The sequence below is a fragment of the Aeribacillus sp. FSL K6-2848 genome, from assembly GCF_038004325.1.
GTDB lineage: Bacteria > Bacillota > Bacilli > Bacillales > Aeribacillaceae > Aeribacillus > Aeribacillus composti.
In genome coordinates this window covers 1459539-1472290 of the sequence record NZ_JBBOQQ010000001.1, presented here as the reverse complement: position 1 = coordinate 1472290, position 12752 = coordinate 1459539, and the positions used below count along the sequence as shown (strand labels likewise).

Annotated in this window: 11 protein-coding genes, 1 pseudogene and 1 riboswitch; of the genes and pseudogenes, 3 read left to right on the top strand and 9 right to left on the bottom strand. The window is 39.7% G+C overall.

The genetic code is table 11. The annotated features are described in order from the left end of the window. Positions 1-47: 47 nt before the first annotated feature. From NSS70_RS07290 to NSS70_RS07270, 5 genes are all read right to left on the bottom strand, one after another. Positions 48-812 (bottom strand): hypothetical protein, encoded by a 765-nt coding sequence (locus NSS70_RS07290; RefSeq protein ID WP_339199374.1) that lies wholly within the window; start codon positions 810-812, stop codon positions 48-50. Positions 813-1056: 244 nt separating this feature from the next. Further along, positions 1057-2634, bottom strand: coding sequence for a type I restriction-modification system subunit M (locus tag NSS70_RS07285; protein ID WP_130156735.1), 1578 nt, complete (start codon positions 2632-2634; stop codon positions 1057-1059). Between the two features lie 616 nt (positions 2635-3250). Beyond that, positions 3251-3559: a hypothetical protein gene (locus NSS70_RS07280; protein ID WP_063386406.1), complete on the bottom strand. Its 309-nt coding sequence runs from the start codon at positions 3557-3559 to the stop codon at positions 3251-3253. A 66-nt stretch (positions 3560-3625) separates the two neighbouring features. Continuing rightward, on the bottom strand, positions 3626-3916 hold the full coding sequence (locus NSS70_RS07275) for a hypothetical protein (RefSeq protein ID WP_063386407.1): 291 nt from the start codon (positions 3914-3916) through the stop codon (positions 3626-3628). Between the two features lie 426 nt (positions 3917-4342). Then, positions 4343-5614, bottom strand: coding sequence for a methyl-accepting chemotaxis protein (locus NSS70_RS07270; protein ID WP_340881168.1), 1272 nt, complete (start codon positions 5612-5614; stop codon positions 4343-4345). Between the two features lie 512 nt (positions 5615-6126). Continuing rightward, a riboswitch (cyclic di-GMP riboswitch) is annotated at positions 6127-6216 on the bottom strand. An 850-nt stretch (positions 6217-7066) separates the two neighbouring features. Between NSS70_RS07270 and NSS70_RS20820 the strand changes: the two are divergent. Then, a pseudogene (locus NSS70_RS20820) lies at positions 7067-7183 on the top strand (ATP-binding cassette domain-containing protein); the annotation flags it as partial. 85 nt (positions 7184-7268) lie between these two features. Here NSS70_RS20820 and NSS70_RS07265 read toward each other — a convergent pair. Continuing rightward, positions 7269-7463 (bottom strand): hypothetical protein, encoded by a 195-nt coding sequence (locus NSS70_RS07265; RefSeq protein ID WP_340881165.1) that lies wholly within the window; start codon positions 7461-7463, stop codon positions 7269-7271. A gap of 578 nt (positions 7464-8041) precedes the next feature. Here NSS70_RS07265 and NSS70_RS07260 point away from each other — a divergent pair. Next, positions 8042-9085, top strand: coding sequence for an LLM class flavin-dependent oxidoreductase (locus NSS70_RS07260; protein WP_340881163.1), 1044 nt, complete (start codon positions 8042-8044; stop codon positions 9083-9085). Positions 9086-9149: 64 nt separating this feature from the next. Here the strand turns inward: NSS70_RS07260 and NSS70_RS07255 are convergent, their stop codons facing one another. From NSS70_RS07255 to NSS70_RS07245, 3 genes are read right to left on the bottom strand one after another with little or no spacing between them, the layout of a single operon-like run. Beyond that, positions 9150-9530 carry a VOC family protein gene (locus NSS70_RS07255; protein ID WP_340881161.1) on the bottom strand — a complete coding sequence of 127 codons (381 nt, stop codon included), beginning with the start codon at positions 9528-9530 and terminating at the stop codon, positions 9150-9152. 9 nt (positions 9531-9539) lie between these two features. Then, positions 9540-9968: an SRPBCC domain-containing protein gene (locus NSS70_RS07250; protein ID WP_340881158.1), complete on the bottom strand. Its 429-nt coding sequence runs from the start codon at positions 9966-9968 to the stop codon at positions 9540-9542. Next, the gene (locus tag NSS70_RS07245) at positions 9953-10120 is read right to left on the bottom strand and encodes a hypothetical protein (protein WP_340881156.1); all 168 of its coding nucleotides are present in this window, start codon (positions 10118-10120) and stop codon (positions 9953-9955) included. The genes NSS70_RS07250 and NSS70_RS07245 overlap by 16 nt, the downstream gene beginning before the upstream one ends. 1309 nt (positions 10121-11429) lie before the next feature. Between NSS70_RS07245 and NSS70_RS07240 the strand changes: the two genes are divergently transcribed. Beyond that, a complete protein-coding gene (locus NSS70_RS07240) occupies positions 11430-12293 on the top strand; it encodes an SDR family oxidoreductase (protein WP_340881155.1) in 864 nt (287 codons plus the stop codon). Positions 12294-12752: the final 459 nt, after the last annotated feature.

Below are 12752 nucleotides of genomic sequence, written 5' to 3'. Positions count from 1 at the left end.
TTCATATTTCCAATTAAAATCCACTCTGAATCTAAAAAAACTCTATTTTATTGATTTTTTAAAATGCGATGAATCTCTTTAATCTCTACCCCGTATTCAACTGAACGTGCTGACAATTCCTCAATCACACGCTGCTGACGTGCTACAAATTGTTCTAAATTCTCATAAGTTTTAGGGATTCCTGTAATTTTTCGTTCGATATTTTCCATTTTTACTTCTAATCGGGATTGTCCTTCTTTTAGTTCTTTCATCCCTACTTTTAGCTCTTTCAACTCTTCTTTTACACCTTGTTGTTCGACTGCCAAACGGTGTTGTCCTTCTTTTAGTTCTTTCAGCTCTTCCTTCATATCTTTTTGCTCAACTGCTAAACGAGACTGACCTTCCTTTAGCTCTTTCAGCTCTTCCTTCATACCTTTTTGCTCAACTGCTAAACGAGACTGACCTTCCTTTAGCTCTTTCAGCTCCTTCTTCATATCTTTTTGCTCAACTGCTAAACGAGACTGACCTTCTTTTAGCTCTTTCAGCTCCTTCTTCATATCTTTTTGCTCAACTGCTAAACGAGACTGACCTTCCTTTAGCTCTTTCAGCTCTTCCTTCATACCTTTTTGCTCAACTGCTAAACGAGACTGACCTTCTTTTAGCTCTTTCAGCTCCTCCTTCATACCTTTTTGCTCAACTGCTAAACGAGACTGACCTTCTTTTAGCTCTTTCAGCTGTTCCTTTACACCTTGTTGTTCGACTGCTAAACGGGATTGTCCTTCTTTCATTTCTTTTAGCTCTGATAATATTAATTTTAACGCTTCTTCCATCATATTAAACCTCCATCATGATTCATTTTATAATAACAAATATCTATCCTCTAAACGTTTCTACATAAAATAATAGAACAAATGTTTGGTTTTGTGAAGAAAAAGTTTCATATTAACTTCTGCTTTTATAATGATTATAATACACTTTTCTCTGACAGAAAGGTCTTAATACCACCTTTTTTCCTCGATTAATCTTTATTAGGAAATTTTCGAAAGCACCGATAAAAAAATTTCACATTTTCTCAGATCATTCATTTTTTTCCCTTTTGAATACTAAGTTTGACTTTTCCCCATTCCGATACATCAGCTCCTCCAGGTTTTGTTTGATTTTTTCTTGTAGTTTGTTCGATTCTTCAAATTGTTCGAGCAACCGTTTCGTTAGTTCGGCTATTTTTTGCTCAAAAGGAATGTCTTCTTCTTCTTCTTCTGCCTCTGTTCCGACGTACATGCTTGGTGTCAGTTTGTAGTCGTTTTGTTGTACTTCTTCAAGTTTTGCAATTTTACAGAAACCTTCAATATTTTCGCAGCTTTTTGCATGTTCATATTTAAATGCTCGATAAACTGATGCGATTTTATCAATTTCTTCTTTAGACAATGCTTTTTGCTTGCGGCTGACGGGCTTTCCCATTTTTCGGGCATCGATAAACAAAATTTTGTTTCTTCGAGCACGGTAACCGTTTTTTCCATCGCGATTTTTGCTTAAAAAGAACAAACAGCACGGTATGCCTGTTGTGAAAAACAGTTTTTCCGGCAATTGGACAACGCAATCGATGTACCCTTCATCCACCAATATTTTCCGCACTTCCTTTTCTTCCTTAACATTAGTTGTCATTGCGCCATTTGCCATCACAAACCCTGCTGATCCTGCATCATTTAAATGGTATAAGAAATGCTGCATCCACATATAGTTTGCATTGCTGTTTGTAACAGGCCCGATCAAGCGCGGATCGCTTTTCGATATTCTGTCCGCCCCCCAATCTTTTTGATTAAACGGCGGGTTGGCAATCACATAATCAGCCTTTAATTCAGGAAATTGATCGTTCAACAGCGAATCTCCCAGCCGTATTTCCGCATTGATGCCATGAAGCAATACGTTCATTTTTCCAAGACGTACTGTCGTGACGACATTTTCCTGTCCGTAAAATAAAAGAGACTTTTTATTCGGCGCATACCTCCCGCTTTGAATAAACATTCCACCGCTTCCACACGCTGGATCAAACACGATACCTCTTTTTGGTTCAAGCATCTCCACCAGCAATTCCACAATACAGGATGGGGTAAAAAACTCGCCGCCTCTGTTCCCTTCTGACGAAGCAAATGAACTAATAAAATACTCATAAGTACGACCGAGTATATCTATGCTGTCTTCCGAGCTGCCACTAAACACATCACGTGAAAAAATTTCAATTAATCCAGCAACATTTTCTACCGGTAAGTTCAAGCCTTGATAAATTTGCGGCAGCACCCCTGTCAATTCTGGGTTTTCTTCCTCGATTCGCTTCATCGCATTATCGAGAATTTCTTTAATATTCGGCTGTTTAGCATTTTTCATTATATAGTGCCAGCTTGCTTCCTTCGGGACGACAAACACATTTTTATCTCTATATTGATGAGAATCTGAAACGAAACCTTGCTGCATTTCTTCATTTTCCGCAAAAATTTGCTCCAACTCATTGCAGCTCTGTTCATATTTATTCGAAAGATAGCGCAAAAAAATAAGCGGCAGTACATAATGTTTATAGTCAGCTGGAGCCACGCTTCCGCGCATTTTATTAGCTGCTTCAAATAATTCTTTTTGGAAATCAATCTCTGCTTTAACCGCCATGGTTTTCCCCCTCTAAATCTTGCTGTCGATTCATTGTATTTTAAAAATATTTTAGCATAATCTGTCTTCCTCTTTTTCAAAACAAAAGAGCGGCCCATGCTTTGGCCGCAATAAGAAACAAAATAAATTTTCGAATTTTCACAATATGAACTGTCGATTGATATCCTCTTCCTGCAAACTTTTGGGCATTTATGTTCTTCATCAATTCTGAATTTGGTTGAAAAAATAATACCCTTTCTACATATGCTGCTTTAATCAAGAAAAACGTGCCAGTGCTTTTTGCTGAAGGGATAAAAAAATTTAATTTACAAAATCTTTAAACTTTCACTGCATCCATACAGCAGCTTTCTTTTCCAATCTTCTCGATCATTTACGTGCTCACCATTTTATAACTAGATCGTAACCCGGGCTGAATTCAAATAAAGGAAGATGCTTTACAGTCTTACAATTTTTTGCATTTTCACATTTTTTTAAAACGTACCGTCCCTATCATCATAACAGTTTCAGAAATGATCAAATGCTAAAATAAATCCCAAACGATAAAACTTAAAAAACTAGGTTACCTGTCATGTTTCCCTTTAAAAAAATGAAGGAAAGTAAAATCTCCTTTATTATTTTACCTTCCCCATACATTAGGATGTAACAAATTGACTCTTGAAGAACCGTCACGGTTCAGCTTTTTATACTTGTTTGTTGTCTCCAATAATTTACGTAAAGCAAACTCAAACTCTTCGTGCGATAATTGCTTAGTAGCCAATAAATAGTAAAGAACGGCAAATGCAATGGGTATCGTATCAACTTGAATATTTACATCAACATTTACATCTGAATTACCGCTCGAATCAATGGAAGATTTATTTGATTGAGGGCTTTGAGTAGAAGCATTCCGTAACCAAGAGAACTCTCCTTTATCTAAATGTTCCATAACATTCTCACCCTATATTATAGGTGGGACAAAAAAGACATCTCACCCACATTTAATTATGCTCAATTAATCTCTTTGCTCTTGGTTTTGATCTTGATCAGATTCTGCTTTCGACCGAACTTTTGCATCTGAATCGGAATCAACATGAATATCAATTTCCACTTTTGAGTTGCCGCTATTATTTACTTTTGCAATATTTGTGTTACGATCAATATTTTTTAATTTATTCTCTAATTCGTTGTCCGTATCCACATCAACGTCACTTTTAAAATCTACATCAGCTTTTGCCTTTGCGTTCGCACGTTTTTCTGAATCGGAGCGTCTATTCTCTTCTTTGTCTGGATACCATACACTCATTCGTTTCACCACCTTTCTTGCTTTTGTCAATATAGTATTCATAATGAAATAATTTACTGGTCAAATATTCTAGTGAAAACATGGATTTTTTTCAAAAAGATGCGGCGGGAAAGTTAGAAAGGTCGAAATAAACGAATCACTCATGCAGAACGGCACGAATGGAATTTTTGGAGGCAAGGTGCTGGGCGATACGGAAAAGATTTCACAACATCATAAATGAGCATTCAAAAGCTGAAGTTCAAAATTCTGAAGTCCATAAAATCAGCTGAGGCAACGATTCTTTCATTGCCTAAATATTTGTTTTATATTCATTCTCAGATTTATTTGAATCATCTCGAAGGTTTATATTCTATAAACTACGGTATAACAACAGACGGCAGCATCCGGAATGCTTATGTTCTATAAAATGGGGCTGTATTCCCCATTTTATAGCTTGAATTTATGAACTAATTCTTGCATTCCTTCTGCCATTGTTGCAAGCATTTTTGCTGAAGAGGTTATTTCCTCCATCGAAGCTAGTTGTTCCTCTGTAGACGCTGCTACTTGTTCGGATGTTGCTGCGTTTTCTTTTGCTATTGTTGTAAGTTCATCCGCTGTAGATGTTATTTCTTCTACTTCCGCTGAGACTTGTTGAGCTATTGAAGAAATATCCTCAATTTGCGGTGCAATATCCTTCATATTTTGGACGATTTGAACAAATTTTTCAGATGTTTCTTTCGTGATCTCAAGACCATTTTCGACGTTATGTGTTACTTCTGTCATAGCTTTAACAGAGTTTTCTGTATCGCTTTGGATTTTTAAGATTAAATCTGCTATTTGCTTTGCTGATGCCTGAGATTGTTCAGCTAGTTTCCGCACTTCATCGGCTACGACTGCAAAACCATTTCCATGCTCTCCCGCTCTTGCTGCTTCAATTGCCGCATTTAAAGAGAGAAGATTCGTTTGATCGGCAATTCCACTAATTACATCAAGAATTTTACTAATTTCTTTTGAACGTTCATATAAAGACTTTACCATGCTATCAGTCTCTTTAACCAATTTATAGATTGAATTCATCTGGTCAACTGTACGTACAACGGAACTTTCACCATCTTCAGCTTGCTGAGAAGTTTGTTTTGCAAGCTCTGCAACCTGATTAGAACTATCTGCAACACGGATAACCCCTTGTGCAATTTCTTCTAAAGAAGCAGCATTTCGTTCTATTCCATTCGTCTGTGTTTCAGCTCCGCTTGCTACTTGTTGAATGACAGAAGCAACTTGTTCTGTTGCAACTGTTGTCTGATCGGCACTTGCTGTTAATTCTTCAGAAGATGCAGCTACTTGTTCTGCAGTGTTTCTTACTTCCCCAACAACATTTCTCAAGTTTAAAATCATTTCATTCATTGATTGAACTAATTGACCAATCTCATCTTTCGATTTTGTTTCAAGCAGTTTTGCAGACAAATCTCCTTCTGCCACCATTTTCATACGATCTACTACTTGGAAAATTGGTTTTACAATCCGATTTGAAAGAACAATCGCAATCGTCAAGCTGACAAGAACAGAAATAATAATAACAGTTAGCACAAATGTATTTCCTGTTCCTGTTCCATCTGCAGTGAAATGCCCAAGTTGATTTAAACCAAAAATTGCTGCGGTAGTAAATAATAAAATAACAACGACAAATCCACTAATAATCTTTAATCGCAGACTTTTCATTATTGCTCCTTACACCGTTTTATTTTAGTAATTTTTACCAATTTCAAACAAAATTGAATCAATTGGATAATTTTGTGATTAAAAAAATTTTTTATAGTTTTGGGGAATAGTAGGTGTAGGGTTGGAGTTGCTCTTCGTTGATGTCGATTACTTCTTTTAATGCATGAAATATTTCCTACATCTACTTCCTTAACTATTACTACCACTAATCTGTTTGATCAGTAGATGAAATTCCGGGAAGACGTTGAAGCAAATCAATTTCAGGAATATTCCCTGGGAAATTCATACTCCCTTTTGACACAGAGGGTTTAGAACGACTGAGATGTTTTTGCAATGGGCCAATAGAATGAACTTTGCCAAAAAATATGTATTTTTATTTTACTCCATCACCAAGCCTCCTTTCCTATGAAAAAATAAAAAAACTGCCCTTAAAAATTCTAAAGAGGGCAGTTGAATAGACAATACATCCGCTAATAACCTTCTTAAAAAGAATCAAAACCATTCTTTATAGGAAGGGCAGCTGGCTGGCATGTCTAATCAAAATAGATTTAGCCCCTTTAGCTTTGCGTCCTACCCTTTCGAGTAGTTTGCCGAAACAAAATTATATTTTTGTAGAAATTTGTAGGAATTTATCAAATAATACCTCTTACTTAATTGTATAACAAATTTTATAGTGAAAATGGTATAGTTAAAATGAACTATTTTTAAAATCGATAGGTAAAAAGTTTTAATCGAATGTATGACAATTAGCCTGTTAATCACAAGAAATTTAGGATCAATTGATTAGTAACAAGCCAACATATAATAGTCAGTTTCTTGATTTCTTTATTGGTGAAGATAAAAGACCTATGGAAGGCAGTAAATTTTTCAATTTATTCTCTACATGACAGAAGCTATGACACAAAGCCAACCACTTTTAATAAAAAACTATACAAAAAGCGGACGAAGAAAACTTGTTCTTTTTCTTCCGTCCGCTTTATTTTTGTGGCTTATCGGGTAAAGCTTTTCCAGAATATTGATGATTTACATACAGACGGGGAATGACCTCTGATTATGGACTTATTTTTGTACCACTTAAAATAGAAAAATATACTCTGTTTAAGAAAAGAAAGGCAGAGAAAAATGGAACATAAATTTTTGCCTTAACCTTAAGCTTGGTACAGTTATGAATTTTAATCTATACAGGGCATATCCCAATAGAATAAGATGTCTTTCTACATCAGGAACAGTTAAAATAGTTGGACATTATTTTTTTAATGAAAAGTATGTAGCTGCTCTTTGAAAAGAAATAAGAATGGCTCTTCGATGCTTTAACTTATTTCCAATGGTGACGGCACTGGAAAATGAAATGGCTGGTACAGATAAAGCCCCCAACAATTCCTAGGAAGCCGCTCGTAAAACTGCGGAGAATTATTTTAAAGAAAGTTGATTTTAGCTGAAAAAATGAACTATTACCCAAGTCAACTTTCCGGAGGACAACAACAGCGCGTGGCAATTGCACAAGAGCTTGCTATGGAACCAAAAGCGATGTTATATGATGAATCGACATCTGCCTTTGATCCCGAATTACATCTTGCAATCTGCGGATAAAAAAAGCCGCCTTAAAGTCATTCTAAAATGACCGTTTAAGACAGCTCGTCGAAAAAATTTTCGTTTACCAATAGTACGGATAACCGCCATAAAATCCTCCGTAATACGGCGGATAAAACGGATATGGCCGCGGTCCTACCAGTGCACTACCTAAAAAGCCGCCGAGCAAGCCGCCAAAAAACGGCGCACCGAAGAAAAAGCGGTTCCGCCCTCCGAAGAAAAAGGGTCTCCTTCCGAAAAATTGACGTTCCGGGTACATTTTCCATACCTCCCGTTGTAACAATTTACATCTCAATATTTTTTATGCATTCGCCACGGCTTTGGTATGGGCATATGTTGGATATCCGGCAAACGTCAAGATTTATTTTAAATAGATGGAAGAAAGAATCCCTCCGCTCTCAGCATTCTAAAGAAGCCTCTATGAAGATACGTCATGATTTTTGGGTTCCGCAAAATGCCCGTTTCCGGGAGAAAAATGCTTTTGGATAATAGACAGGCGTTATTCCCAGTCTGGAAGCGAACAACGGATATGAAAAGCACCGTGCGGTTTTCCCGCTCCGCTAATGAATCAAAAACGTTGGGACAGCGACAAAACACACCAGCATTCCCTCTCCATAAGCGAATTAAGGAAAAATCTTGGGGCATCTCGTCTTCCCTGTCAGCTAAATTTTTCTTACGATAAAATTGTCCGAAACGAACTTCCCATCCATAGCAAAACACCCTTGAGGAAAGGCGATTGCTGCCTTAAGCCCTTTTTATTGCCTAGCTTCGAATAAATAAGGTAAGATAAATCTAACATCGGTATGAACGAACAGTAATCAAAGGAGGGGCCAACGGATGGAAATCGGCATTTACACATTTGGAGAACGGACGGTTGATCCGGAAACCGGTCAATTGATCAGCCCGGGGGAACGGCTGCAAAACTTGATGGAGGAAATTGAACTAGCCGATCAAGTCGGACTGGATGTGTTCGGCATTGGCGAACATCATCGTCCCGACTACACCGTATCGGCTCCAGCGGTAGTGCTGGCCGCTGCCGGGACCCGCACCAAACGCATTCGGTTGACCAGTGCAGTAAACGTCTTAAGCTCTGACGATCCGGTGAGGGTGTTTCAACAATTTGCCACCTTGGACCTGCTCACTCAAGGCCGCGCTGAAATCATGGTCGGCCGCGGTTCGTTTATCGAATCCTTTCCCCTTTTTGGCTACGACCTGAAAGATTATGACGAGCTTTTTGAAGAAAAGCTTGATCTGCTGCTCAAGCTGCGAGAATCCGAACGGGTCACATGGGCGGGAAAGCATCGTCCGTCGCTGGACAATCTAGGGATCTATCCGCGGCCCCTGCAAAATCCGCTTCCGGTTTGGATAGCCGTTGGAGGAACCCCGGAGTCGGCCGTCCGTGCAGGCATGCTCGGTCTTCCGATGGCACTGGGCATCATCGGTGGTCTGCCCGAACGGTTCGCGCCCTTTGCTCAATTACACCGGGAGGCAGCGCAAAAGGCGGGGCACGAAACGCCACACCTCAGTATCAATTCACATGGTTTTCTCGCCGATTCGTCGCAGGAAGCAGCTGACATTGCATTTCCAGCGTTTAAAACGATGATGGATCGGCTGGGACGGGAACGCGGTTGGCCGCCATTGACCCGGGAGCAGTTCGAGTTCTCTCTTTCCTTACGGGGCGCCAATTTTGTCGGCAGCCCTGAGCAAGTGATCGAAAAAACCTTGTTCCAGCATGAAATTTTCGGCCACGATCGCTTCCTTTTGCAATTGACCGTCGGCACGCTGCCGCACAAAAAAGTGTTGCGTGCCATCGAACTGCTGGGTACTAAAGTGGCACCGGCCGTCAAGCGGGAAATTGCCCGCACAAATCGGAAACCGTAACCGATATCCGCTAAAAGAAGCTAGCAGCAAGAAAAGGTTTCGGCTGGGAAACACGGGTGCTGAATCAATTTAATCGGTGGACCATTTCATACTTGTTTCCGCAAGGATCCTGAAAATAAACCGCATAATAAGTCGGACTGATCGGGAACTGCCAGGGACCGCTGTCGGTGGTGCCCCCATATCGAACAACAAACTCTGCAATCCGGTCCACCTCCTCCCGGTCATGCGCCCAAAACCCGATCAAATTCTCGTTTGGCTTATGATTGGGATCTTCCGTGATAGCGAAATAAGGAACGCTCGGAAGCTCTCCCTCCGCTGCAAACACTTTCCATTTTTCCGAATGGAAAGTGCGGGTAAAACCCAATGCAGGAAGAAGATTCTCATAAAACGTGCGCACTTTCTCCCATGAATTTACTCTTAAATCGATATGACTGTATCTATTCATTGCGCCCCTTCACTTCAGCTTGTCTGCCCAGAAGCGTCTCATCAATTCTCTTACATAGACATCATCCAGCATTTCCTGATGGATGGCGATCGTCGTTTTGCCTGAATCCGTGGGCAGCAAATACAATTGAAGCCGGGAAGGCTTTTCCCATTCCGGAAGTTTCCATTTCATGCGGAGCTTTCGAAATGGCAAAACTACCGTAAGTTTCCCGCAGATACCTTCCTTAGATTTAAATTCGTAACCCTTTTGCAGTCGAAACTCGGAGACGTCCCCGATCCATAAGGGCAAGCATTGCGGCGAAGTCAAATAGTCCCAAACCTTTTCCTGCTCCACCTTTATCGTTTTTCGGACGCCGATTTGAACGCCCGCATCTTTGGTGACACCAACAGGAATCCTGCCGAGCAGCTGTCCATACATGATGGTCAGCCTTCCCCCCATTCATCCGACACCTGAAATTGTTCACATATGTGCTCCTTCATATGTTCGTGAGACCAAGAAGAATCCACAGCCTGTTTCAAGGTGGTAACCCATTCTTCCCAGGTAATTCCCGTCGCATCCTGAACAGCCTGTCGCAAAACGGCCCCTGGCATTTTCATTCCTCCCCTCTTTTCAGTGAAAAAAGAAACACGATAGAATCAAAATCTTTTTGACGGCATCCTGATCGGCATGGATACTGCACGACAGGTTGTACTTCGCAACTATGCAAAAAAGGCAGTTGGATGAGGCCGTTCATTTGTATTGGATGCAGCCAGCTTTTTCGTCATTATTTGAGGATAATCACTCTATTGAATTGACCAAACCTTTTTCTTTCCATCAGACAAAATGAACGAACGGATGCTCTGCATTTCTGCCATCACCGGTTCGACCCGCCGGATTAAGATTTATGTAACCTCAAGGGACAAAGAGTCCAAGTAGGAATCGTAGCCCCTTCAAACTTCACAAAATATACAGAATCAGGATTATCGAGATAGACTTATAACTCATGACAAAGAGAACCGATAGAAATCCTTGCCCCTGCAAACTTCGTAAAAACAAATCAGAATCATCGAAATAGACTTATAGCATACGACATAGAGAACCAATGGAAATCCTCACTCCAACTAACTTCGTAAAATAAACCGAATCAGGATTATCGAAATAGACATGTAACTCACCACAAAAAAGGCAAGTGGCAATCGGCTCCCCTGTAAACTTCGTAAAACCGGATCAGGTTTATCTAGAAGATCTATAACTTACGATTTTGAAAGACTTCCATCGATTTGTCGCTTTCAGCTATATTTTCAGTAAAGCTCCCCGTTTCAATACCTCCACCGATTTCAATATGGATCGGCAATCTGATGTTGAGTCTCTCCTTCAAAAAATTTTATGAATTGCTCACCTACATTTTAACAGAAAATTCAGAATATCAAACCGTTGTTTTGGAGTATTTTTTTCTCAATTTGAGAACTTACCCCAGATCCCCTGTCCTTATGTGAATGTAACAAAAACTGTTTAAGAGGACAAAAAATCTCTATCATATATAAAAAAAACACGAAGCATCATAGGTTTATCTAGTTTAGGGAAAGAGAAAATAACTTTTTCATGAGTTGAACAACAGCGGCAAACTATTAAAAAGCTAAAAAGGGGAGTTGACTTGTAAGAATTTTGATTGCACGTCCTTATCTATGATAGGCGCGACAAAATGATAGGAGGCATTCACCTTGTTTAGCAGCACAGGCATAAGATTTGATTTACATTTCTGATGCAATTATAATGGTGGGCAAGAATGGCCGAAATACATAATAAACAGTCATTCCTCAATCCAGTCTTCAATTGCGGCCGCCTTCGTTTATTTTTGGCTTCCGCCACCTAGATGATGTTATTTATTAAAAAATCTTTAGAAAAAAAGGAGAAATGTTTATGTCAATTGCGGTTACAGGTGCTACTGGTCAACTCGGTGGGCTTGTGATTCAACATTTGCTCAAAAAAATTCCCGCCAGTCAAATCATTGCCATCGTGCGTAATGTTGAAAAAGCCTCCACTCTTGCCGATCAAGGCGTGGAAGTTCGCCATGGCGACTATAATCAACCGGAATCTCTTCAAAAGGCTTTTGCAGGTGTCTCCAAGCTGCTCTTTATCTCAGGTCCGGATTCTGATAATACGCTTCGTATCGTTCAACATGCAAATGTCGTAAAAGCTGCCAGAGATGCGGGAGTCAAACATATTGCTTACACAGGATATGCCTTTGCTGAGGAATCAATAATTCCCCTTGCACACGTTCATTTAGCAACGGAATATGCCATCCGTACGACCAATATCCCGTATACTTTCCTGCGTAATGCCTTATATACGGACTTTTTTGTAAATGAGTGGCTGCGCGCATCCATAGAGTCTGGAGCAATTGTTACGAATGCGGGAAGCGGGATCGTTAATTCAGTAACACGCAATGAACTTGCTTTGGCTGCCGCAACGGTTCTTACAGAGGAAGGGCATGAAAACAAAACGTATAACCTTGTTTCCAATCAACCGTGGACCTTTGATGAACTTGCCCAAATTCTCTCCGAGGTTTCCGGCAAAAAAGTCGTGCATCAGCCTGTCTCATTCGAAGAAGAGAAAAATTTCCTCGTAAACGCTGGTGTCCCTGAGCCGTTTGCTGAAATTACGGCAGCGATCTATGACGCGATTTCCAAAGGAGAAGCGTCCAAAACATCAGATGATCTGCAAAAACTGATCGGATCCTTGACCCCTCTGAAGGAAACCGTAAAACAAGCCCTGAAAAATTAAAAATTGACCAATGACATAAAATGAAAAAACAGAACATCCAATGGCTGCAAACTCGTGACCTGCTTTATCTTAGTTCGGTAGCAAAAAAACAAGAGATGTCAAGAGTGACATAGCTTAAACTTTTAGGAATCAAGCTCAATTAAAAACTCGGGACGGACATTCCGTTTCGAGTTTTTAATTGAACAGGATAAAGATGGTTGCAAGTATAATCATATTTGACTTAGTGTTAACAGAAGATGTTGTGATTAGGTATTTCAATATAATTCAGATTTCGAAGTCAGTGAATCTTTACTTCACCAATTGCTAAATGCGGAATGAAGAGGAAAAAGATCGGAATTTTAAACAGAATTTTCTGAATATAAATCAAAAAAAGAGTCGGATGATTTTATCAAAGGCTCTCTTTACTGATATCTACCGCACTTTGACATATTTCGGATGATGCACAGTGGCACGAATTCT

Excerpts from the sequence above, each read along its gene's own strand:
- NSS70_RS07265 (WP_340881165.1), bottom strand. The coding sequence starts at position 7,463 with ATGTACCCGGAACGTCAATTTTTCGGAAGGAGACCCTTTTTCTTCGGA.
- NSS70_RS07275 (WP_063386407.1), bottom strand. The coding sequence starts at position 3,916 with ATGAGTGTATGGTATCCAGACAAAGAAGAGAATAGACGCTCCGATTCA.
- NSS70_RS07240 (WP_340881155.1), top strand. The coding sequence starts at position 11,430 with ATGTCAATTGCGGTTACAGGTGCTACTGGTCAACTCGGTGGGCTTGTG.
- NSS70_RS07260 (WP_340881163.1), top strand. The coding sequence starts at position 8,042 with ATGGAAATCGGCATTTACACATTTGGAGAACGGACGGTTGATCCGGAA.
- NSS70_RS07245 (WP_340881156.1), bottom strand. The coding sequence starts at position 10,120 with ATGCCAGGGGCCGTTTTGCGACAGGCTGTTCAGGATGCGACGGGAATT.
- NSS70_RS07285 (WP_130156735.1), bottom strand. The coding sequence starts at position 2,634 with ATGGCGGTTAAAGCAGAGATTGATTTCCAAAAAGAATTATTTGAAGCA.
- NSS70_RS07290 (WP_339199374.1), bottom strand. The coding sequence starts at position 812 with ATGATGGAAGAAGCGTTAAAATTAATATTATCAGAGCTAAAAGAAATG.
- NSS70_RS07250 (WP_340881158.1), bottom strand. The coding sequence starts at position 9,968 with ATGGGGGGAAGGCTGACCATCATGTATGGACAGCTGCTCGGCAGGATT.
- NSS70_RS07280 (WP_063386406.1), bottom strand. The coding sequence starts at position 3,559 with ATGGAACATTTAGATAAAGGAGAGTTCTCTTGGTTACGGAATGCTTCT.
- NSS70_RS07270 (WP_340881168.1), bottom strand. The coding sequence starts at position 5,614 with ATGAAAAGTCTGCGATTAAAGATTATTAGTGGATTTGTCGTTGTTATT.
- NSS70_RS07255 (WP_340881161.1), bottom strand. The coding sequence starts at position 9,530 with ATGAATAGATACAGTCATATCGATTTAAGAGTAAATTCATGGGAGAAA.